Here is a 23,528-nt window from a genome sequence, read left to right on the forward strand (position 1 = left end):
GATTGTCACCGTGGGACGACCCGAACGAATTATTGGGGATCGCGCCTACGATAGTGATCCGCTCGATCAAAGACTTGTATTGACCCAGCCAAACCTGCTCACACTATGCCGCTAAAGCAAACGCCTCAGCCGGCGTCTTCATCCCCAACGCCTGATGCGGTCGGCGGTGGTTATAGAAGCCAATCCAGTCGCCAATAACGCGGCTGGCGTGCTGCAATGTCTCGAAGCGATGCCGGTGAGTGCATTGCTCCTTCAAGGTCCTGATGACGCGTTCGACCATGCCATTCTGCTGCGGGCAATGCGGCGTGATGAACTCCTGCTGCAGCCCGTAACTGCGGACCAACGCGGTGTAACTACGGCTGGTGAATACCAGACCGTTATCGGAGCGCAGCAAGAACGGCGCCGTCACGCGACCTAGCGAGCCATAACGCGCGATCAGCGCTTGCTCCAAGGCCGACTCTGCCGTCTTCGACTTACCCGAACGCGACAGATGCCAGCCCAGTAATTCCCGCGTGTGGCAATCAATCACCAGGGCCAGTACCGCCCAGCCATCACGCCCCGCCCAGATCCGGCACAGATCGGTTGCCCAGCGCTGGTCTGGTCCTGTGGCTACCGACGGCAAGGCTTTCACCCTGGGCCGGAACCCAATGGGCCGCTTTTTGACCGGCCAGCCTTTGAGCTGGAAGATTCTCTGCACCGTGTTCTTGTTGAGCCCAAGCAGGCCAGCCACCGTGCGATAGCCGAAGGACGGCTCTTCCAAGATCATCTTGCGAATGGGTTCGGCAAAGCGCTCCCGTACCTTGGGCTCGGCCTTCACCGGCTTGTAGTAGGCGCTGCGTCTGGGAATCCCGAACCACGTGCATATCTTGCTCACTGCCACATCGAAACCGTCTTCTTTGAGTCCCTGGCGGATGGTCTCGATTACTTGTCTTCCTCGCCCAACAGGGACGCCAATTTTTTTCTGGCGCGCAGCTCCAACATGGCTTCACCGTAGGCTTCCTGGAGCTCTTTGAGTTGCCGCTCGTACTGCTCACGGACATCCAAGGGCTTGGCCCGAAGAGCGTTCTCCATCCCTTTGCGGCCTTCATCGACCCATTCTTCGATCTCTGACGGCGGGATATCAAATGACCGACTGGCCTCTGCCACCGTCGTCTTCCCTTGGATGATTTCCATCACCAGCGCAGCTTTGCGCTTGGCTGTCCAACGCTTGAATTCTTCTTCCATGACCTTGCTCATTTTGATTTTCTTTCACGATTATCTACTGAGCAGGTTTTTAGTGGGTCATTACAAGCTGTTTTTAGCGTTTTTATTAAGATCTAAGTTGTTGATTTTAATTGGTCGTCTGTCCGAATACAATTTTCCACGACAGCAGCCTGCGCTGTTATTGATCGCAATTTTCCGGAAAACCGCGAGGGCCGAAATCGCTGACTTGGCTGCTCAAGTCTTGCCGATCCAGGCAAAGAAATCTCCCAATGACAAGCGCTGAAACAAGGCCGCTTCTTCCCGTTCACTGTCCTCCGCAAAAAACGCCGCACAGCACCCGCTGATCAGAATTGATAACGCAAGCGCAAATCCCCGGTCTGGGCCGTATAACCTGGCGCGACTTCCATCGTGTAGCGCGCCGTGATCGTCAGATTCTGCCGATTGACGAGCGTGGCGCTCAAGGCGAATACTCCGCTGTCGCGCAGCGGAGTGGCGCCGCTGCTGACAAAGGTGGAAGTTCCGGTGGTGTCGTCAGCAAAGCTTGAAATCGTGCGCAGCGCATTGCTGCGGTACTCGTGGCGCCATCCCATCTGAATGGCTGGCGACAATTCTCCATAGGTTGTGTCGACCATGCGCTCCAGCTTGAGCCCCACTTCGCTCTTGAGCGAATTGGCCGATACCCCGTCTACCCGCAGCGCCGCACCGTTGCCGCCGGTTTCGGTATAGGCATCCTGACGCAGATTGCTGTAGCTGATCTTGCCGATGGGGGTCAACGTGGTACGGGACCACATCTGGTCCAGACGCACAGGCAGACCCGCTTCCAATGACACGATGTTCTGCAGTCCCTGGAAACGCCCGCTGGCAATACTGGAGAAACCGGTGAAATCAATGACGCGTGCCGTATCGTAATGATGCTTGATGACACCGATGCTGGCATCGGCATACCACCGGTCAGCCGTGTAGCCGGCGTAGGCCATCGCCCCGTAGGAATCCACGTGAGAAGAACTGCCGGCGTTGTCATCGCGGCCCACGACCGAGTTGCTGACGTAGCTGGCCAGCGCGCCGACGCGCCAGCGCTCTTCCACGCTGCGATCCAGGCCCATCAGAAGGCCACTGTAGCTGGCGCGGAATCCGCTGACGTTATCGCGCATGCTCTGCCGGGCGCTTCCGGCCAGTGCTTGCCCCCACCAGGCCCAGTGACTCGCGGATTCGCCGGTGGCGATGCCGGAGCCGCTGCCGGCTTGCGCCACGCGCAAACCATCAACGTGCGCAGAAATGACGTCGACAATTTTATTGGTCGCACTGGAGACCGCCTGGTTGGCCGCCACCGTCCCGGCCGCCGGACTCAGTTGCGCACCCGCCTTGTTGGCCTCGCTCGCCGAGCCCAGTGCCAGAGCGGCGTTGAGCACGTTGAGCAAACGCTGGTTGGCACCGCCGTAGTTGATCAGCCCGTTGAAGGCGGATTGCGCATTGCTGGTGGTGGCGGGGTTGACGGCATCGCCCAGACTCAGCACCAGTGCCGTGCGGCCGTTATCGATGACATTGGCACCGCTGACCGTGAAGCCGCTGGCCACATAGTTCAGGTTGGCGGGATCATAGTTGGTGGTGCCACTGGTGGAGATGGCCACATAGCGCTGTCCGCGCGCAAAGGAATACGTGCTGTCCAGTTTCTTGAGCGAGATGGTGGTGCCGGCGGCCAGCGTCGTATTGCCATCGACCTGCAGGGAACCGTAGCCGCTATCACCGCTGTTGCCATTGGTGGTGGCGCCATTGGCCACGCCCAGGATCAATCCGGCAGCGGCCGCTTGCGTGTAGTTGCCGGTAATGTCCAGACGATTGTTGATCTGCAGCTGACTGCCGCTGTTGTTTACCGTATGTGTGCCGGCATTGATATGGTCATTGAGCAGCAGGTTGCCCGAGCTCAGTACCACGTCTGCGGCAGTGCTGGTGATGGTGCCGATGCCGTTGTTGTAGCCCGTGAGCACGCCCAAGCCCGAACCGCTTGCCCCGGAAATGGTGAGCGCGGCGGCCGCCGTGTTCTCGATGTCGCCAGCCAGCGTGCCGGTATTGGCAATGGTGCTGGCGCCCCCACTGAGGATCAGCGATTTGCCCTGGGAACGGATGGTGCCGCTGTTGCTGATGTTGTTGGCGGAGGAATCCAGATAGGCAGCATAGTCCACACCGCTGATGGTGCCGCTGTTGGTCAGACTGGCATTGCCTGTGATCGTGTTGCTGGCCGATGCCGAGGTGTCGTTGATGCTGTCGTTGCCCAGACCGGCGCCGCTGGTCATGGCCACGCCGGCCTTGCCGCTTACCTGTCCGGCATTGGTGATGCTGGCATTGCCTTGGGGGGTGTGGGCGACGATGGCAACGTCACTGTTGGCCGTCGCCGTTGCGCCGCCGCTATTGGTGATGGTGATGTCGCCGACATAGTCCACCGCTGCCCGCATGGCGGAGAAACCCGCGGTACCGGCGGACCCCGAGACCAGCTTGCCCGCGGTGGCGGTGCCGCTGTTGCTGATGGTGGCATTGCCGCGCTCGGTGAAGGCGACGATGGCGTTGTTGTCATCGGTGGTCGCGGTGCCGCTGTTGCTGATGGTCGTATTGCCAGCCTGCGACCACGCAACCAGTGCCTGTGCCGTGGTCGAATGTGCGCTGCCGGCATTGCTGGCCTGCGCCAGGCCGTAGTAGTTGATGACGCGAATGGCCGCCTGATAGGCCTCCACTGTGCCTGTCGCGGTATTGTTGATGCTGACGGTGACTTCAGGCCCGCTGGTGCCGGTGATGTTGTAGCTGCCATCCACGGTCACCGCCCGTGAATTGCCGTCCGCATACAGACCTCGTCCATTGGTGGCGGTGACGCTGCCGCTGTTGACCACGGTGGCTGCGCCCAGGTTGGTGGAGGCGCTCAGGCCATATCCTCCGCTGCTGGGATTGTTGCTGCTGTCCACGCCAAGCGATGTGACAGTGGCGGCGCTGTTGATACTGACATCGCCCGCGCCATCGTTGTGGGCGAATACGGCGGCCCCATACTGCACGTGCGAATTGATCGTCACTCCCTGGCCCAGGTTGATGGTGGAGTTGACCGTGTTGCCGTCATTGTTGGCGGCAGTGGACGTGCCAAGCGTGATCCCGATGCCACCATTGACGTTGGACTGGCCTGCTGTGCTGGAAAGCGAGGTGGTACCCGTGACGTTGAGGGTCTGATTGTAGGTTTGACCGGAGCTGTTCGACGGCGGGGCGTAGTAGATGCCAACCGAGCTTGTACCGTCCACCGTCACGCTGGAGCTGCCGGTGTTGGGAGCAATGGTGATTGCCGTACTGTCGCATTGCGTGACGGTGGCATTTGTCGCACTGCAGGCCGCTTGCGCCTGCGGTGCGACCAGGCCGCATAACACCAACGCCGCCGTGCAACGTGCCAGCGCAAAGCCGGCGGGGTGGTGATGATAGTTCAGCCGCACCGCGCGCGACGAATGGACTTCGGTCATGTGAGTCTCCCCTGAGAATGGAATCGAATTGAGTTTGATATTGTTTTTATGTCAATTTTTACGTTACCAATTCTAACGTAAACTCACACATTCATCGGGAACTCCGCTCGTCAAGTGTCAAGCGATGCCGCTTCTCGACAGTTCTTCAGCTCTTGCTGCGGATTTCGTTTCAATTCCCGCTAGCAGTCAGCCCAGGGCGGTGGCCATATACTGCGTGGCATAGTCCACGAAGGCGCGCACACGCAGCGGCAAGGTGCGGCGTACGGGATAGACCACGTGCGCGGGCAGGCTGCGTGCCTCCCAGCGGGGCAGCAGTCGCACCAATCGTCCCGAGACCAGGTCTTCCTCGATCAGCCAGGTCGGCAGGGCTGCCACGCCCAGATCCATGCGTGCCGCCTCGCGCAGACTGGTGACGCCTTCCGAGACCAGGACCGGCTGCACCTGCAACCGGCGTTGCTGGTCAGCTTCGCCATACAGCATGATTTCCCGTGTACCACCGAAGTTGGGCGAGGCCAGGATCAGCCAGGGCCAGGCCTGCAGATCCTCGGGCCGACGACACCGCCTGTGCGCCGCGATCAGCCCGGGAGAGGCTACCACGTGGCGTCTGATCGGCCCCAGCGAACGGGCCACCACGCGCTCATCGCTGAAGGTCCCGGCGACGATGCCGACATCGCACCCCTCCTCGATCATGTGCACCGGACGGTTGGAATAGGACAGTTCCATGGTCACGCCAGGATGCGCCTGGATGAAGCTGCTGATGAGCCGGCTGACCACGGTCTGTCCGAAGTCGATGGTGGAAAACACCCGGATGTTGCCCTGCAGCCCGCTCTGTTCCTGCCGTAGCCGCTGCTGGGCCTCCTCGGCCAGTTCGATCAGGGCGCGGGCGTCCTGAAGGAAGCGCTGCCCGCACTCGGTCAGGCTCATGCGATGGGTATCCCGACGCAGCAATTCGGTTCCACATTGCTCTTCCAGGCCCCCGAGCTGGCGGCTCAGGGTGGGTTGGGTCATGTGCAGGGCGCGGGCGGCGGCGGAGATGCTGCCACAGTCGACGATGGTGACGAAGCTGCGCAGCAGTTGCAGGTCGTTGAACATGGTCATGCAAAAAGTGGATAAGCGATATGCCGATTATACGGCTACAGGAGATCCGGTCAGGATGGGATGATGCTTTCATTCGCTTCACCCACCCACCTCTCAAGGAGAACCAGCATGAACACCATCCAATCTCAAACCACCCGCCCCTCCAGCCAGCAGGTCGCCATCGTCACCGGCGCCTCGCGCGGCATCGGCGCTGCCATCGCCCTGCGGCTGGCAGCCCAGGGCATCGCCATCGTCGTCAACTATGCCGGCCGCAAGGATGACGCCGATCGTGTCGTAGCCGAGATTGCCGCAGCCGGCGGGCGGGCTGCCGCCATTCAGGCCGACGTTGCCGTGCCGGCTCAGGTGGCGGCTCTGTTCGACCAGACCTGCACGCTCTTTGGTGGCGTCGATATTCTGGTCAACAATGCCGGCATCATCCAGCCCGGCCTGACCATGCTGGCCGATACGGATGACGAGCTCTTCGACAAGCTGCTGGCCATCAACATCAAGGGCAGCTTCAACACCATGCGCATCGCCGCCAAGCGCTTGCGCGAGGGCGGACGCATCGTCAATTTCTCCAGCAGCATGAAGACCATGGCCTCGCCTGGCTACTCCATCTACGCGGCCACCAAGGCGGCCGTCGAGACCATGACCAATGTCTTCGCCAAGGAACTGCGTGGCCGCAACATCACCGTCAACGCCGTCGCTCCGGGACCGACCGCGACCGAGCTATTCCTCAAGGACAAGACCCCGGAACAGATCGAGCGCCTGGCCAAGCTGCCGCCGCTGGAACGTCTGGCCCAGCCGGACGATATCTCCGGGATCGTGGCCTTCCTGATCGGCCCCGACGGCAGCTGGATCAACGGCCAGACCGTGCGTGCCAATGGCGGCTCGATCTGAGCGCGGCGCTTCATCACCCGACAAGCAAAGGAGATTTTCATGGACAAGGTGATCCTCATCACCGGCGCCTCCAGCGGCTTCGGCCGCCTGACCGCCGAAGCGCTGGCCCGCGCCGGGCACATCGTCTACGCCTCGATGCGCGCCACCGCCGGGCGCAATGCAGCAGTAGTGCAGCAGATGGCAAGCTTCGCCGCGGTGCATGCCGCTGACTTGCGTGCGATCGAACTGGATGTCCAGTCACAGGACTCCATCGACACGGCAGTCGATGACATCATCGCCGCGCACGGACGCATCGACGTACTGATCCACAATGCCGGCCACATGGCCTTCGGCCCGGCCGAGGCCTTCTCGCCGGAACAGTTCGCGCAACTCTATGACGTCAACGTCGTGAGTACCCAGCGCCTCAACCGGGCCGTGTTGCCGCATATGCGGTCGCGCCGGGAAGGCTTGCTGGTCTGGGTGTCGAGCAGCAGTTCGGCCGGTGGTGCACCGCCTTACCTGGCACCCTATTTCGCGGCCAAGGCAGCCATGGATGCGCTGGCCGTGCAATATGCTCGCGAGCTCGCGCGCTGGGGTATCGAGAGCAGCATTATCGTGCCCGGCGCCTTCACTTCCGGTACCAATCACTTTGCGCATGCCGGCAGTCCTGCTGATGAAGCGGTGCTGGCACAGTACGAGCAAGGGCCGTACGCGGGCTTGGGGGAACAGATCCAGCAAGCCTTTGCCGCCCTCGTGCCAGCCGACGCCGACGCGGGGCAGGTCGCCCAGGCCATCGTCGCCGTACTCGCCCAGCCGTTCGGGCGGCGGCCATTCCGGGTTCACATCGATCCCGCCCAGGACGGCGCCGATGTCGGTTTCGGCGTACTGGACCGCTTGCGTGCGGAAATGCTGCATCGGGTCGGCATGGCAGATCTGCTTGCGCCGCGACACCAGCAAGCGCATGCCTGATGCGCTTGTCATTGGCTGATGGTTGGTCCGGCGGGCTTTACTTCACGCCCGCCGCCACCGCCATCCGATCAAAATCTGCATCCAGCTTTTGCAGCGAGCCGGCAATGTGCTGCTGTCTCGCTTTGATCCAGGCGTCCTGTTGCGCCACTCTTGCCGTGGCTTCGCGCAGCATGCGATCCATCTCGGCCGGCTGCGGACCGCCGACGGTCGCGCGATTGCGTACGATGGCCACGGGATCGAGCGTGCTGCGAAATTCCTGTTCCGACATCGGCAGGCTCTGCGGGAATTCCGAATTGAGCACCGCTTCGTGATAGATGCGCTGCGCCTGGTCATAAGGGAAATCCAGCGGACGGATATCGTTGGCCTTGGCATACTCCACCACCTCCGAGGCAAAGTGGTGACCCACCCGGAACGGCAGCTTGTACTTGCGCATGAGCACATCGGCCAGCTCCTGGGATGCGGTCCAGTCACTGTTGAGTTCTTCCAGCGCGCGCTTGGGATCGATGACCAGCGCCCCCAGAATGCTCTCCCAGTTCTTCAGTACCTTGACCGTGTTGAGCACCATCTCCTTGTTGGGTTTGACATCCTTGGCATCGCTCATGCCGGGCGGCAGGTTGTGCGCCACGATGAGCACGCCCATGCCATCGGCAATGACCCGCGAGGCATCGCGCCGGGTGCCGTTGAGTAGCCCCGGATTGCGTTTCTGCGGCATGGCCGAGGACACGTAGGTATTGGCGCCGCCTTCCTGCAACAGGATCCATGGACGCGGCTGGGCATATTGCGTCATCACGTCCTGGATATAGGCGCCCGCATGCAGGGCGATGGACGAGACCAGGGCGCCCACTTCCACCGGGGCATCCACCGGCGAGAGCTGCGCGGCGTCATAGGCGTTGTCGACAATGGCCGCAAAGCCCAGGTAGTCCGCCATGCGCTGGCGGTTCAGCGGCCAGCTGGTGCCGTTAAGGACGGTGGTCCCCATGGCCGAGCGGTCCAGGCGCACATAGGCTTCGCGCAGACGCTGGGCGTCGCGGTCCAGTGCGGCCGCGAAGCCCAGCAGGTAGTGACCGTAGCTGTTGGGTTGCGCGGCCACGCCATTGGTGTAGTTGGGCACGATGGTGTCGCGCTGGCTGGCAGCCAGCTTTACCAGCGCGGCGGTGGTGGCGTTGAGCTGGCTGGCCAGGGTCAGCAGGTCTTCGCGCAGGATGGCCGCGCGCAGGGTGGAAAGCATGTCCTGGCTGGAGCGCCCCGCATGCAGCAGCGTGATCTGCGGGCCGGCGGCCTGGATCAGCAGCGGCTCGAAGGTGATCACCAGTGTCGGCCGTTTGGCCCCGGGCAGCTCGCCATCGGCCAGCACCTTGCGGATACCCTTGACGAACAGCGGCGTCATCGACTTGTCCAGCAAGCCTTCGTCGGTATTGATGACCGCCGTGGCCTTGTTGATTTCACCCAGCCAGAAGAATTCATCGTGGCGCGTGTGCTGCTGCGCGTGCAACGGGGGCGCGCTGCCCAACAGGGCGGCGCACAGCGCAAAGGCGAGGGTAGAAGGCTTGGGCAAGGCGGTCTCCTGGAGCAATGTTGGAATGTGCAGCGCCCATGATAGCGGTCATCGGCCCTTCGCGTGGAGGCAGCCACGTCACATCCTTCATACGCAGTCACGCCAATCTGTAGCGATTTGTCAGGACACGATATACTGTGCATTCATACAGTCATCTCGCCACGCCATCTCAGCCGCAATGCCCGCCGTCCCCGATCACCGCTTCTACTCCCTGAGCAATTTCCAGCAGGCGGCATGAGCGAGTCCACCCTTACCCCCATCGTTGTGGTGCAGGACAGGGGCGTGCCGCGCTATACCGTCTCGGTACGCGCCTTGTGCGAATTCACCGCCAAGGCGGGCGATCTGGACCTGCGTTTCACCCCCACGCCGACTGCCCGGGAAGGCATGGCCGGTCACCTCATCGTGGCGCAGCGGCGCGGGCAGGGCTACCAGAGCGAAGTGAATCTTTCGGCGCAGCATGGGGCGCTGCACGTGCGTGGACGCGCCGATGGCTATGACCCCATGCGCACGCGGCTGGAAGAAGTGAAGACTTATCGCGGTCAGCTCGCCAGCCTGCCGGACAACCACCGTCACCTGCACTGGGCGCAGTTGCGCGTCTACGGGCACCTGATGTGCGAGAAGCTGGGACTGGCGCACATCCATCTGGCACTGGTGTATTTCGATATCGGCAGCCAGCAGGAAACGCTGCTGGAAGAAATCCGCAGCCGTGAAGAACTGGCCGCACTCTTTGCCGCCCAATGCGAGCGCTTCATGCGCTGGGCCGAGCAGGAACTGGCGCATCGCCACGCGCGTGATGCGGCCTTGCAGGCCCTGCGCTTTCCGCATGGGGATTTTCGTCCCGGCCAGCGGCAACTGGCCGAGGCCGTCTTTCGCGCCCACACGGCCCGGCGCAGCCTGCTGGCACAGGCGCCCACCGGCATCGGCAAGACACTGGGTACGCTGTTCCCGGCGTTGAAGGCGGCACCGTTGCAGCGGCTGGACAAGATCTTCTTCCTCGCCGCCAAGACGCCGGGCCGGCAGCTGGCGCTGGATGCCGCGACCACCTTGAAGGAGCACGGCAGGCTGCCGCTGCGCGTGCTGGAACTGTGCGCCCGCGACAAGACCTGCGAATATCCCGACCGGCTGTGCCGGGGCGATTCCTGTCCCCTGGCCCAGGGTTTCTACGATCGCCTGCCGGCGGCCCGCGCGGCCTGTCTGACGCAGCCGCTGCTGGATCGCGACCAGTTGCGCAGCGTGGCCCTGCAACACCAGGTCTGCCCCTACTACCTGGGCAGCGAGATGACGCGCTGGAGCGACCTCATCGTCGGCGACTACAACTACTGGTTCGATGGCGGCGCCATGCTCTACGCAATGGCCCAGGCGCATGACTGGCGCGTGAGCGTGCTGGCCGACGAGGCCCACAACCTGGTCTCCCGCGCCCGCAGCATGTACAGCGCGCAACTGAGTCGCGCGGCCCTGCGTGCGGCACGCGCGGTGGCCCCGCCGGCGGTGGCCAAGCCGCTGGAACGGCTGGGCCGCGCCTGGACCGCCACCGGCAAGAAGGCCGACTTGCCCTATCAGGTGCTGGAGGCGCCACCGGCCAGACTGGTCGAAGCGCTCGCCGGCAGCGTGGGCGCCATCAGCGACTACCTGGCTCAGGTGGCGGTGCCGCTGGAGGCGCCGCTGCGGGATTTCTACTTCGATGCCATGGCCTTCGTCAGGCTGGCCGAATCCTTCGGTCCGCATTCACTGTTTGACCTCACGCGGGAAGATGAACGCAACACCGTGCTGTGCATTCGCAACGTGGTGCCCGCACCCTTCCTCGGACCACGCTTTGCCTGCGCGCATGCCACCATCCTGTTCTCGGCCACGCTGGCGCCGTGGAACTACTTTGCCGATCTGCTGGGCATGCCCGCCAGTACCGCCTGGGTCGACGTGGCGTCGCCCTTCCAGGCCAGCCAGTTGCAGATACGGGTGGCGCACCGGATCGCCACCACCTGGCAGCGCCGCGCCGCCTCCATCGCGCCCATTGGCGAACTGATGGCGCGCCAGTATGCAGAGCGTCCCGGCAATTACCTGGCGTTCTTCTCCAGCTTCGATTATCTGCAACAGGCGCATGGCGCCTTCGCCCATGCCCACCCGGAGATTCCCACCTGGCAGCAGTCGCGCCGCATGTCCGAAACCGACCGCGATGCCTTCCTGGCCCGTTTCGAAAGAGGCGGGCAGGGTATCGGTTTCGCGGTCTTGGGCGGTTCCTTCGGGGAGGGCGTGGATCTGCCCGGCGAGCGTCTCATCGGTGCCTTCGTGGCAACCCTCGGGCTGCCGCAGTTCAATCCGGTCAACGAGCAGATGCGCCAACGCATGGAGCAATTGTTTGGTTGCGGCTACGACTACGCCTACCTCTACCCCGGCATGCAGAAAGTAGTGCAGGCGGCCGGCCGCGTCATTCGTACCGAGAGCGACTACGGCACCGTGTGGCTGATCGACCAGCGTTTTGGCCGACCCGAAGTGCAGGCCCTGCTGCCCGCCTGGTGGCAACTCGATTCACCACCGGCAGCAACCCCCCGAGACCCTCGGTAGCCGCTGCGCAGCAGGGGCTGCACGGACTTGTCAGGTTTTTCCCGAGTGACAAGTTTTTTTGAATGGATAGCATAGGCGGTGTTGGTACGGGTAGGGCAAATTCGCCACATCTTCCTGCAAGATGGGAGGTGCGGCGCTGAGCGGCACAGGCTGGGCGATCTGGCCGAAAGGGCCAGGTGGCCGGTGTGTCAAATCCGCGTCGCGGCAGGAACAAATTGTCGCTGACAAGCGACAAGACGAGCCGCTGACATGTAAGATTCCGCCTCTTCCTTCATGTATTCCCGTCAAGAAATGAGTGTTGTGTCTTGTCGGCTTTTTACATTTTTGACAACGAAGAAGGTTGCGGTATCAGGATTTGTTTGTTTTAATGACAACTCGGAATGTGGTCGAAAATACAACATTCCTGCGCTTGGTCCGTACGGAGCATCACTCCGTAGGCAGAGGGGAACGCTCCGCCGATAGAGCGGATTAACGAATATAGCAGGGGGATGGCAGCATATGGGGAAACTTACCGCTTTTTAACAAGGTTGCAGGCAGGTCGTGCGCACCCGGTCAAAAGCCGCCGGTAGCAGGACTGGGCAGGGAGTCAAGCATGGGAAACGATATCTCCAACTTGCTGAGCAAGTTCGGGGCAACGGTGGACGGATACCTCGAGATCGAGGCTGCGATCAACTACAAGGAGCCGTCGCGCAAGCCCAAGGCGCCGCTGGTGGTGGCGCAGCAGGGCGCCGCCGTGACGGCAGCCGGGCCGGTGGACGGCAGTGCCGGGGCCGAGCCGGCACCGGTAGTGGCGGCCAGCGCAGCGGCTCCCTTGCTGGCGGACCCTGTGCCTTCTTCTTTGCAACGCATTGAGCCCGTGATGGATCCCGTCACGGCACCGTCGCCCGCTCCCGTGGCCGCCAGGCTGGCTCCGGTTGCCCCGCTTGCCCGTCCGGCACCTGCGCCGACCGCCCCGACCGCGACCCCGGCTGCGGTCTCACCCGATGCTTCTGCGAGCGTTCCTGTCCAAGCTGCCTCCACCACCGAGCCCGCCGTTCCCACCCTGTTGCGCTCCATGCTGGGCGAGGCCGCGCGCGAACGCGAAGCCCAGCAGCGCGCCAGCAATGACGACACCGGCCAGCCCCAACTGGCCGTGCCGCCTACTACACCGGCGCAGGTGATTGCCGTGGTCTCGCCCAAGGGCGGGGTCGGCAAGACCACCCTGTGTTCGGCGCTGGCCTGCAGCCTGGCGCGTCATGGCCGTGTGGTCGCCATCGACCTGGACCCGCAGAATGCCTTGCAATATCACCTGGGCGTGAGTGCCGAGGCCGTGGCCCGGCAGACTGCCGCGGCCGCCAGCGGGGACTGGCGCAGCAGCATGGCCGTCGGTACGGCCGGTACGCAGGTGTTGAGTCATACCGTGGTGGCCGCCGCCGGGGAAGCGGCGCTGGCGCGGCAGATGAGCGTGGATGGCCAATGGCTGCTGCGCCAGCTGCACGCGCTGCAATTGCAGGCGGGTGACGTGGTCCTGCTGGATCTGCCGGCCGGCCAGACCCCTTATCTGGAGCAGGCCCTGCAGGCGGCCGATCAGGTGCTGGCGGTGGTCACGCCCGATGCCGGTTCCTTCCTGGCACTGGAGCACATGCGCCAGGCCCTGCATGGCCGCAACAATTGCCGCTATGTGGTCAACAAGTACGACGGCAGCCGCAGCTTCTGCCAGGACATGCTGGAAGTCCTCAAGCGCTGGATGGGGCCGCGCCTGGCCGGTGTGGTCGCGCTCGATCACGCCATCAGCGAAGGTCTGGCCTACGGCTTCAATCCGCTGGTCAAGGCCGGGCATTCGCCGGTCTATGATCAGTTGCAGGGCGTCAGCGAAGTGCTGCGCGCCGCTGTGCTCAAGGCGGCCGCCGCAGGTGCACGCGCATGAACCATGGACCACAGGCAACATCGCCATCGCAACGCCAGCCCGACATGAAATCCCCCGCCACGCTGTCCCCTCATCCACCAGGGCAGGAGCCCTCGGCCCGCCCGTCGGCCAATCGCCTGCAGCAATGGATACAGCGCGTCGGCGAGCGCCTCGAAGGTCTGCCACGCGGCCCGCGCCGCCTGGTGCAATGGGCCGTGATGCTGTTTGCCACGCTGCTGGCCCTGCTCATCATTTCGGTGCCGCTGGATTTCACCGCGCAGTGCGTCTTTGCCATCGGCTGCTTCGTCGCCGCGCTGGTGTTGCGCAAGCAGTCGGGGCGCTTTCCGGTACTGGTGCTGATCACGCTCTCGCTGATCGTCTCGATGCGCTACATGTACTGGCGCATCACCTCCACGCTGGCCTTTGAAAGCTGGCTGGACATCGTCTTCGGCTATGGCCTGCTGGCCGCCGAAATGTATTCCCTGCTGGTATTGACGCTGGGTTACCTGCAGACCGCCTGGCCCTTGCGCCGCAAGCCGCAGATGCTGACCATGCCGCCCTCGCAATGGCCGACGGTGGATATCTTCATTCCCTCGTACAACGAATCGCTGGACATCGTCTCGCTGACCATCTTCGCCGCCCAGGCCATCGACTGGCCCCAGGACAAGCTGCGCGTGCACGTGCTCGATGATGGCCGACGTGAGCAATTCCGCGAGTTCTGCGACAACATCGGCGTGAACTATCTGGTCCGTTCCAACAACAAGCATGCCAAGGCCGGCAATCTCAACGAAGCGCTCAAGGTCACCGATGGCGAATTCGTCGCCATCTTCGATGCCGACCACGTGCCGACGCGTTCCTTCCTGCAGATCTGCATGGGCTGGTTCTACAAGGACCCCAAGCTGGCCATGCTGCAGACGCCGCACTTCTTCTTCTCGCCCGATCCCTTCGAGAAGAACCTCAATACCTTCCGCTCGGTGCCCAATGAGGGCGAGCTGTTCTATGGTCTGGTGCAGGATGGCAATGACCTGTGGAATGCCGCCTTCTTCTGCGGCTCCTGCGCCGTCATGCGCCGCACTGCCCTGACGGAAATCGGCGGCATCGCCACCGAGACCCTGACCGAGGACGCTCACACGGCGCTGAAGATGAACCGCGCCGGCTACAACACCGCCTATCTCGCCATCCCCCAGGCGGCCGGCCTGGCCACCGAGAACCTGGCGCGCCACATCCGCCAGCGCGTGCGCTGGGCGCGTGGCATGGCGCAGATCTTCCGGGTGGACAATCCCTTGAAGGGACGCGGGCTGCGACTGGGCCAGCGGCTGTGCTATCTCAACGCCATGCTGCACTTCTTCTATGGCTTGCCGCGCCTGATCTTCCTGACCGCGCCGCTGACCTACCTGTTCTTCGGTGCCCATATCTTCCACGCCTCGGCGCTGATGATCACGGCCTACGTGCTGCCCCACGTGCTGCACGCCAGCCTGACCAACTCGCGCATCCAGGGACGCTTCCGCCATTCCTTCTGGAACGAGGTCTACGAGACCGTACTGGCCTGGTACATCCTGGGGCCGGTGCTGCTGGCGCTGATCAATCCCAAGCTGGGCGGCTTCAACGTCACCGACAAGGGCGGCATCATCACCGACGACCATTTCGACTGGAAGCTGGCGCGTCCCTACATGTTGCTGCTGGCGCTGAACGTGGCCGGCCTGGGCTTCGGCATCTGGCAACTGATCCACGGCGACCCCAATGCCGTGACCACCATCCTCATCAACATGGCGTGGACGCTCTACAACGTCATCATCAGCAGTGCTGCCATGGCCGTCGCCTCCGAAACCCGCCAGGTGCGCAGCGAGCCGCGTGTGGCGGCCGAGCTGCCGGTGCGCATCAAGTGCGATGATGGCAGCCTCATCGAAGGCACTACGCTGGACTTCTCGCAGAAAGGCATCGGCCTGCGCCTGCCGGCCGGGGCGACCATCGCGCGCAATGCCCGCATCGAGGTCACGCTGTTCCGCAATGATCAGGAGAAAGTGTTCCCGGCAGTGGTGGTGTTCAGCCGCAACGACATGGTCGGTGCGCAGTTCCACGAACTGACGCTGCGCCAGCAAAGCGAACTGGTGCGCCTGACCTTTTCGCGCGCCGACATCTGGGCCAACAACTGGGGCAAGAGCCGTCCCGATACCCCGCTCAAGGCCCTGCGCGAAGTGGCCGGCATCGGCATGAATGGTATCCGGCAAATGTTCAAGGCGCTGGCGATCCAGCTGCGCCGCCGGCCCGCCGAAGCACGCGCGCCTGCCTCGGCAGCAGCCTCCGCCTCATCGGCAGATCCCGCACCTGCCATGGATAACACTCTGGAAAAACAATAATGAAAACGAAGCAGCCTCAAGCGCAGCGCGCCCTGTTGCGCCAACGCTCCCTGTGTCTGATGCTGGCGGCGGTGATGACCGCCGGCAGCCTGCCGCTGCCGGTGCTGGCGGCCTCTGCTGGCAGTCCCGCGAGTGCGGCCACGGCCACGCCCGGCCTGCCCGCACCGGTTCCGGTAGCTGGCGACCCTTACGTGTTCACCTTCAAGCAGCTGGGTCGCAATGGCTCCATGAACCTGCATGGCGTGGACGCTACCGACAGCCTCAACTTCGACGTGCCGGTCTCGCTGGTGACCACCGGCGCCCACGTGACGCTGTATTACACCTATTCCCCGGCCTTGCTGCCGGACCTCTCGCAGATCAACGTGATGGTCAACGACGTGGTGGCCGGCAGCATCCCGCTGCCCAAGGAAGGCTCGGGCAGCATGCAGACCGCCAAGGTCGACATCCCGCCCAAGCTCATTACCGAATTCAATCGGCTGAGCCTGCAATTCATCGGCCACTACACCATGGGCTGCGAGGATCCCCTGCATTCCAGCCTGTGGGCGCGCGTGGCCAATGGCTCCACGCTGGACCTGCAGACCACGCCCTTGCCGCAGAAGGATGACCTGGCGCAGATGCCATTGCCCTTCTTCGACCGGCGCGACATCCGCATGCTGAGTCTGCCCTTCGTCTTCGCGGGGAACCCCGACAACGGTACGCTGGAAGCGGCGGGTACGCTTTCTTCCTGGTTCGGCGCGCTGGCCGCTTATCGCGGCGCGCGTTTCCCGGTGCAGATCAATGCCTTGCCGCCGCGCGGCAATGCCGTGGTGATGGTGGCCGGCGAGGCCCCCACCAGTGTGGCCGGACTCGAGGTGGCCGCCCCCAAGGGGCCGACGCTGACCGTGCTGCCCAATCCGAATGATGCCAATGGCAAGCTGCTGGTGGTGTCCGGTCGCAACGTGGGCGAACTCAGGCAGGCCGCCGCCGCGCTGGCGCTGGGCAGCAAGGGCCTCTCGGGCAGCTCGGCAGTGATCGACAAGCTGCAGCCGCTGGCGCCGCGCCAGCCGTATGACGCGCCCAACTGGTTGCCCACCGATCGCGCAGTCAAGCTCTCCGAACTGATCGATCCCAAGCGCCTCAACGTGTCCGGTTACAACCCCGGCGAGATCACCATCCCCCTCAATTTCCCGCCGGCTCTCTCCAACTGGCGCCAGGATGGCGCGAAGCTGAAACTGGTCTATCGCTATACGCCCCAGCCCAAGTCCACCAACTCGTCCTTCCTGGTCAGCTTCAATGATGGCCTGATCAAGTCCGACATCCTGCTGCCCAAGGACAAGCTGGACAAGAGCCTGCTGGCTTCGATCAAGGATGAGGCCCTCACGCGCGAGATGGATCTGCGCCTGCCGCTGAACCTGGCCGGTCCGCAATCGCGCCTGCAACTGCGCTACATGTATGACTTCGTCAAGCAGGGCGAATGTCAGGACATCATCATCGACAACGTGCGCGGCAGCATCGATCCCGATTCCACCATCGACCTGCGCGGTTACGATCACTTCATGGCCATGCCCAACCTGGGCGTGTTCAAGGATGCCGGTTTCCCCTTCACGCGCATGGCCGATCTCTCGGAGTCGGCCGTGGTGTTGCCCGACAATGCCAGCACCGACGATCTCGCTGCCTACCTGACGCTGCTGGGCCGCTTCGGCAGCGCCACCGGATACCCCGCCACGGGCGTGGTGGTGACCCAGGCCGCCCAGGTCGACAAGGTCGCCTCGCGCGACCTGCTGGTACTGGCCTCGGGCCAGAACCAGCCATTGCTCAAGCAGTGGGCCGATCATCTGCCGGCGGCGGTGACGGGGGACAAGCAGCGCTTCGATGTGGGTGATTTCGCCCTGCGCGTACGCAGCTGGCTCAAGCTCGCCGACGATGACCAGGCCAAGCGCCGTGCGCGCCTGGCACTGGCCTTCACGGGCGGCGAACCGACCTCTTATCTGACCGGTTTCGAGTCACCGCTCGACAGTGGTCGCAGCGTCGTGGTGCTGGCCGGTGGCGACGCCACGGGCCTGGACCAGATCCTCGCGGCCATGGCCAGCAAGGATCCCGAAGCCGAGACCATCCAGGGCAGCCTGGTGGCCGTGCGCGGCACCACCATCGATCCGCTGCTGGCTGAAGAACAGTATTTCACGGGCAGCATGTCACCGCTGCGCATGCTGCGCTGGTGGCTGTCGCGCCACGTCCTGGCCATGTTCGTGCTCATTGCCGGTGGCATCCTGATGCTCGGCGGGCTGGCCTACCTGACCCTGCGCGCCAAGGCGAGAAAGCGTCTCAATGCCTGAGCTGTCGTTTCAATTTCGACGCCGCAGCCTGGTCAAGGCCATGGCCGCGCTGGCGCTCGGTGGCGTAGCCGGCGTGGTTGAGGCCGCGCCCGCGTCCTCCGCGTGTGCAGTCACGGACTGGCCGGCCTGGCAAGCCTGGGCCAGCGGCCACGTGCAGCCCGATGGGCGGGTCCTGCATTCCAGCCTGCTGCCCAATCACACCACCTCCGAAGGTCAGTCCTACAACCTGTTGCTGGCGCTGATCGCCAACGATGCACAACGCTTCGAGCAGATCTGGAGCTGGACCCGCGACAACATGATGGGCGCCGATGCCGCCAACCGCCTGCCGGGCTGGCTGTGGGGGCAGGGCGCCGATGGCAGGTGGCAATTGCAGGATGCCAATTCGGCTTCCGATGCCGACCTGTGGATCGTCTACGCCCTGCTGGAAGGCGCACGTCTGTGGCAGCGCCCGACCTACCGCAGCGATGCCCGGCGCCTGCTCGACAGCATCGAAGCGCGCCTGGTGGTGGACCTGCCGGGCCTGGGCAAGATGGTGTTGCCGGGACCGCAGGGCTTCAACCAGCACAACCAGGTCTGGACGCTCAATCCCAGCTATCTGCCGCTGCCGCTGCTGCGCCGACTGCACAAGGAGCGCCCCAAGGGGCCCTGGCAGCAGATCGCCAGCAATACCGTGCGCATGATCCAGGCCACCAGCCCCAAGGGCTTCGTGGCCGATTGGGTCGGCTACAAGATGACGGCGGTACAGGCCGGTCAGTTCATGGTCGATCCGGCCAAGGGCGAGCTGGGCAGCTATGACGCCATTCGCGTCTACCTGTGGGCCGGCATGACCTCGCCGCGCGACCCCGATGCCGCCGCGCTGCTGGCCGCACTGGACGGCATGCGCCAACGCATCCTCGCCACCGGCGCTGCGCCCGAGAAGGTGGCCGTGACCACCGGCGTGGCCGAAGGCCAGGGGCCCTTCGGGTTTGGTGCGGCCCTGGTCCCCTACCTGCAGGCCAAGGGGGAAACCACCCTGGCCGCGCAATGGCAGGCGCGCGCCGCACAGCAACTGGAAAGCGGACTGGCGCAACCCAGCGCGCAACCTGAAATCCTTTACTACAACGTCATGCTGGGCCTGTTCGGAATCGGATGGGCCGAGAAGCGATACCAGTTCCGCGATGACGGAACACTCAATCTGTCCTGGGAGAAGTCATGCGCACGCGCCGTACCACGCTAGCCATCGGAGTGCTGACCGCGCTGCTGGGGGCCCATGCCGCACCGGTCCTGGCCGAGTCCGCGGAGATCGAGGCCCAGTTGGTGGAGCAGGGCCAGTACTGGCAGGCGCGCAACAACAACCAGCGCGCCGCCGAGGTGTGGCAGAAGGTGCTGCAGCTGGACAAGTCCCAGGTCAATGCGCTGTACGGCATGGGTCTGATCGGCGTCAAGCAGAACCGACCACAGCAGGCCAACGACTATCTGGAACGCCTGCAGGCACTCTCGCCCCAGCCCTGGCAGGCCCGCCAGCTGGCGCAGGACATCGCCCTGGCGCGCCCGGAAAACCAGGCCCTGCTGGCCGAAGCGCGGCGCCTGGTCGATGCCGGCGAGCGTGACCGCGCCACCGATACCTTCCGCAAGATGTTCAACGGCCTCACCCCTTCGGGGTCGGTGGGCCGCGAGTATTACAACAACCTGGCCTTCAACGATGCCAGCTGGCCGGAGGCACGCAAGGGCATGGAACGCCTGTTGCGCGAGACACCGGGCGACAGCATCCTGGCCCTGTTCTACGGCAAGCAGCTGGCGCGCCATGAAGACACCCGGGTGGAAGGCATCCGCGTGCTTTCGCGCCTGACCAAGCAGGTGGACATCGCCGGTGATGCCGATGAAAGCTGGCGTCTGGCACTGACCTGGCTGGGTCCGCCGACACCGGCGCAGGTGCCGCTGTTCGAGGACTTCCTCAAGGTGCATCCGGACGACAAGGACATCCGTGATCTGCTGGCCAAGGGCCGGGCGCAGGTGGCCGCCGCGCAGACGCCCACGGTGCTCTCGCGCGGCTTGCAGGCGCTCGAGAAGGGGGATCTGCAGGAAGCCGAAAAAGCCTTCCAGGAGCGTCTTTCCACCCATCCCGATGAAGCCGATGCGCTCGGCGGCCTGGGCGTGGTGCGTCAGCAGCAGAACCGCCTGGCCGAGGCCGAACCGCTGCTCGCGCGCGCCGTCGCCAGGGGCGGCAGCGGCTGGAAGAAGGCGCTGCAGAGCGTGCGCTACTGGTTGCTGATCCAGCGCGGCCGCGACTTGCAGGCACGCGGCCAGAGCGCCCAGGCGCAAGATGCACTGACCCAGGCCCTGCGCCTGGATCCGAACAATACCGACGGCCTGGTGGCCATTGCCGACATCGAAGCCACGGCCGGCCGACTGGAGGCTGCCGCCGGCCATTATCGCCAGGTGCTGGCGGTGCAGCCGGCCCAGGTGGGCGCCATTCGCGGGCTGGTCAACGTGCTCTCGCAAAGCGGCCGTGCCGACGAAGCGCTGCGCCTGCTCGACAAGCTCACCCCGCAGCAGCAGGCCGAGTTCGGCGACCAGGGCCGCCTGCGCGCCCTGCGCGCCACTCAGCAGGCCAACCTGGCCGAACAGCGCGGAGACCTCAATGCCGCCCTGGAGGCCATGCGCGAAGCCGTACGCAACGACCCCGACAATGTCTGGACCACCTTCGATCTGGCGCGCCTGTATGTCAAGTCCGGTCAGTCGCGCCAGGCACGCGTGACCATCGACGACTTCACCCGCGCGCATCGCGACAACGTCGATGCGCTCTACGCCAGTGCCTTGCTCTCGGTGGAGATGGCGCAGTGGCAAGATGCGCAGGACACGCTGAGGCGCATCCCCGAGGCCCGTCGCACCGCCGCCATGACCGAGCTGATGCGCCAGGTCACGCTGACCATCCAGGTCGGCCATGCCACCGAGCTGGTCAAGACCGGTCAGCGTCAGGAAGCCCTGGCCCTGCTGGACCGCGTGCAGCCCGATGCAGCCGGCAATGCCGAACGTACCGGCACGCTGGCCTCGGCCTATGTCGACGCCGGTGACACCCCGCGCGCGCTGGCGCTGATGCAGCCGCTCATCGCGCCACCGGCCACGCCGACCATCGGCACCCGCCTGCAATACGCCTCGGTTCTGCTCAAGGCCGGTGAGGATGCCCAGGTCTACGGCGTACTGACGGCCTTGCAGAACCAGAACATGGACGTGGCCACCCGCAAGCAATACGACGACCTGCGCTTCCTGTACCGTGTGCGCCAGGCCGAACGCCTGCGCGAGGGCGGCGACCTGGCCGCAGCCTACGACACGCTGGCTCCGGCCCTCTCGCAGCGCCCCAGCGATGTCGGTGCCGTCTCGGCGCTGGCCCGCATGTTCAATGCCGCCGGCGACAACGCCCGTGCCCTGGCGCTCTACAAGCCGCTGGCCGCGCGCAATCCGCGCGACGTCAATGTCTTGCTGGGCGCGGCGGACACAGCCATGCAGGCGCGCGAGAACGACTATGCGATCAGTCTGCTGGAGCAGGTCGGCAAGCTCGACAGCACCGACCCCGCCACGCTGACCGAAGCCGCGCGCATCTATCGGGCGCTGGGCAAGGTCGGTGAAGCCACGGCGCTGTTGCGCCGGGCGGTGGCCATCGAAAACGGCGCGCGCCAGCGCACCCTGGCCGCGCGCGGCAATGGCTTCGACCCGGCTGTCAATCCCTTCCGTACCCGACGTACTCTGCCGGGCAACGAGAACGTGGCTGCCATTCCGCCGCCGGCGGAAACCCTGCTGCGCCCGGCCATGATGGCGGCCGCAGCACCGGCTGCCAGCGATGTACTGCCCACTCCCGCAGCGGCGCGTGCCAGCACGTCCACGGCAGCGCCGGCGGTGGCCTATGGCCAGACGCTCGGTCCCGTGTTCAGCAATGCAGCACCGGCCCAGATGGCCCAGACCACCCAGCCTGCCGCGATGCGCGGCTACGCACAGCCGCCGGTGCAAGCCGCGGCCACTGGCACCGCCTTGCCCGGCGCGGCCAGTGCAGCCCAGCGCGCTTTGCTGGCGCTGCAGGGGCAGGGCGACCAGCCCGCTGACAACCTGAGCCCGGCACAGCGTGCACTCAACGACATCCTGCAGGCCCGCAGTCCCTACGTCACGCAAGGCGTGGTGGTGCGCGGCAATGCCAGCGAATCCGGTCTGAGCCGCATCAACGACATCGAAGCCCCGCTGGAAGCCAACATGCCCGTCGGTAACGGCCGCGTGGCCGTGCGCGTGACCCCGGTCTCGCTGGATGCCGGCGCCATGACCGATGAGGCGGCCAGCCGCTTTGGCGGCGGCGGCTCCAGTGCTACCGGAGTGGGCAAGCAGAGCGCCAGCGGGGTAGGCGTGGCGGTGGCCTATGAGCGTCCCGACGATGGCATCAAGGCCGACATCGGCACCACGCCCAGCGGTTTCAAGTATTCCAACGTGGTCGGTGGCGTCAGTGTGGAGCAGCCGCTGGGCGGCAGCAGCACCAACCGTTTCGGCGTGACGGTCTCGCGGCGTGCCGTCAACGACAGCATCACGTCCTTTGCCGGCAGCACCGATACGCGCGTGGGCCGCTCCTGGGGCGGCGTGACCGCCAACGGCGGACGTGCCGAGATGAGTTCGGACGATGCCCGCACCGGCGTCTACGCCTATGGCGCCCTGCACAGCCTGCAGGGCCACAACGTGGAATCGAACACGCGCGTGGAACTGGGCGGCGGCGCCTACCAGTACCTGACCAACGGCAATGACGAGAAGATGACGGCAGGCGTCTCGGCCACCCTCATCAGCTACGCCAACAACCAGAACTTCTACACCTATGGTCACGGCGGTTACTTCAGTCCGCAAGCCTACCTGGGACTGGGCGTGCCGGTGACCTGGGCCAAGCGCACCGACCGCTTCAGCTTCCAGCTCAAGGGCTCGGCTGGGGTGCAGTACTTCCGCCAGGATGGTGCCGATTACTTCCCCACCGATGCCGCCCTGCAAGCGGCCAGCGGCAAGAGCTACGCCCAGCAGACCAAGACCGGCATCGGCTACAGCCTGGAAGGCAGCGGCGAATACCGCTTCGCGCCGCGCCTGTTCGTGGGCGGCACGCTGCGCCTGAACAATTCGAGCGACTTCCGCGAACTCAACGTCGCCATGTACCTGCGTTACACCCTGGAGGACATGCAGGGCAGTTTCCTGACCTTGCCGGTCAGCCCGTATCGTTCGCCGTATTCCAACTGATTTGACTGAACA

General features: G+C 64.5%; 14 protein-coding genes. 9 read left to right on the forward strand and 5 right to left on the reverse strand.

The features are described from left to right. Positions 1-103: 103 nt before the first annotated feature. Entirely contained in the window at positions 104-874 is a 771-nt protein-coding gene (locus HWE01_RS20160; RefSeq protein ID WP_241822683.1) for an IS3 family transposase, read from the reverse strand. Positions 875-921: 47 nt separating this feature from the next. Next, positions 922-1,236 carry a transposase gene (locus HWE01_RS20165; RefSeq protein ID WP_017455550.1) on the reverse strand — a complete coding sequence of 105 codons (315 nt, stop codon included), beginning with the start codon at positions 1,234-1,236 and terminating at the stop codon, positions 922-924. Between HWE01_RS20165 and HWE01_RS20170 the strand changes: the two genes are divergently transcribed. Next, entirely contained in the window at positions 1,223-1,486 is a 264-nt protein-coding gene (locus tag HWE01_RS20170) for a hypothetical protein (protein WP_241822684.1), read from the forward strand. The genes HWE01_RS20165 and HWE01_RS20170 overlap by 14 nt on opposite strands. Before the next feature lie 61 nt (positions 1,487-1,547). On the opposite strand, the gene HWE01_RS20175 is transcribed toward HWE01_RS20170, so the two are convergent. Continuing rightward, positions 1,548-4,691, reverse strand: coding sequence for an autotransporter outer membrane beta-barrel domain-containing protein (locus HWE01_RS20175; RefSeq protein WP_241822685.1), 3,144 nt, complete (start codon positions 4,689-4,691; stop codon positions 1,548-1,550). 186 nt (positions 4,692-4,877) lie between these two features. Further along, positions 4,878-5,789 (reverse strand): LysR family transcriptional regulator, encoded by a 912-nt coding sequence (locus HWE01_RS20180; protein WP_241822686.1) that lies wholly within the window; start codon positions 5,787-5,789, stop codon positions 4,878-4,880. Positions 5,790-5,897: 108 nt separating this feature from the next. On the opposite strand from HWE01_RS20180, the gene HWE01_RS20185 reads away from it, so the two are divergent. Both HWE01_RS20185 and HWE01_RS20190 read left to right on the forward strand, forming a co-directional pair. After that, positions 5,898-6,668, forward strand: a complete 771-nt coding sequence (locus HWE01_RS20185; RefSeq protein ID WP_008326622.1) for an SDR family oxidoreductase — start codon at positions 5,898-5,900, stop codon at positions 6,666-6,668. A 39-nt stretch (positions 6,669-6,707) separates the two neighbouring features. After that, a complete protein-coding gene (locus HWE01_RS20190) occupies positions 6,708-7,616 on the forward strand; it encodes an SDR family oxidoreductase (protein ID WP_241822687.1) in 909 nt (302 codons plus the stop codon). A 37-nt stretch (positions 7,617-7,653) separates the two neighbouring features. Here the strand turns inward: HWE01_RS20190 and HWE01_RS20195 are convergent, their stop codons facing one another. Further along, on the reverse strand, positions 7,654-9,171 hold the full coding sequence (locus HWE01_RS20195) for a lyase family protein (protein WP_008326633.1): 1,518 nt from the start codon (positions 9,169-9,171) through the stop codon (positions 7,654-7,656). Positions 9,172-9,405: 234 nt separating this feature from the next. Here HWE01_RS20195 and HWE01_RS20200 point away from each other — a divergent pair, with 234 nt between their 5' ends. From HWE01_RS20200 to HWE01_RS20225, 6 genes are all read left to right on the forward strand, one after another. Beyond that, positions 9,406-11,730, forward strand: a complete 2,325-nt coding sequence (locus HWE01_RS20200; RefSeq protein WP_241822688.1) for an ATP-dependent DNA helicase — start codon at positions 9,406-9,408, stop codon at positions 11,728-11,730. Between the two features lie 592 nt (positions 11,731-12,322). Beyond that, positions 12,323-13,636: a cellulose biosynthesis protein BcsQ gene (gene bcsQ, locus HWE01_RS20205; RefSeq protein WP_241822689.1), complete on the forward strand. Its 1,314-nt coding sequence runs from the start codon at positions 12,323-12,325 to the stop codon at positions 13,634-13,636. A gap of 44 nt (positions 13,637-13,680) precedes the next feature. Further along, positions 13,681-15,972 carry a UDP-forming cellulose synthase catalytic subunit gene (bcsA, locus tag HWE01_RS20210; protein WP_241822690.1) on the forward strand — a complete coding sequence of 764 codons (2,292 nt, stop codon included), beginning with the start codon at positions 13,681-13,683 and terminating at the stop codon, positions 15,970-15,972. Continuing rightward, complete coding sequence (bcsB, locus tag HWE01_RS20215) at positions 15,972-18,284, forward strand: cellulose biosynthesis cyclic di-GMP-binding regulatory protein BcsB (RefSeq protein WP_008326658.1); 2,313 nt, start codon at positions 15,972-15,974, stop codon at positions 18,282-18,284. Before bcsA ends, bcsB begins: the two co-directional genes overlap by 1 nt. Continuing rightward, the gene (gene bcsZ / locus HWE01_RS20220; protein ID WP_241822691.1) at positions 18,277-19,500 is read left to right on the forward strand and encodes a cellulose synthase complex periplasmic endoglucanase BcsZ; all 1,224 of its coding nucleotides are present in this window, start codon (positions 18,277-18,279) and stop codon (positions 19,498-19,500) included. The genes bcsB and bcsZ overlap by 8 nt, the downstream gene beginning before the upstream one ends. After that, positions 19,476-23,516: a cellulose biosynthesis protein BcsC gene (locus HWE01_RS20225; protein ID WP_241822692.1), complete on the forward strand. Its 4,041-nt coding sequence runs from the start codon at positions 19,476-19,478 to the stop codon at positions 23,514-23,516. The genes bcsZ and HWE01_RS20225 overlap by 25 nt, the downstream gene beginning before the upstream one ends. Positions 23,517-23,528 lie beyond the last annotated feature (12 nt).

The sequence above is a fragment of the Herbaspirillum sp. C7C8 genome, from assembly GCF_022627875.1.
Lineage (GTDB): Bacteria > Pseudomonadota > Gammaproteobacteria > Burkholderiales > Burkholderiaceae_D > Herbaspirillum.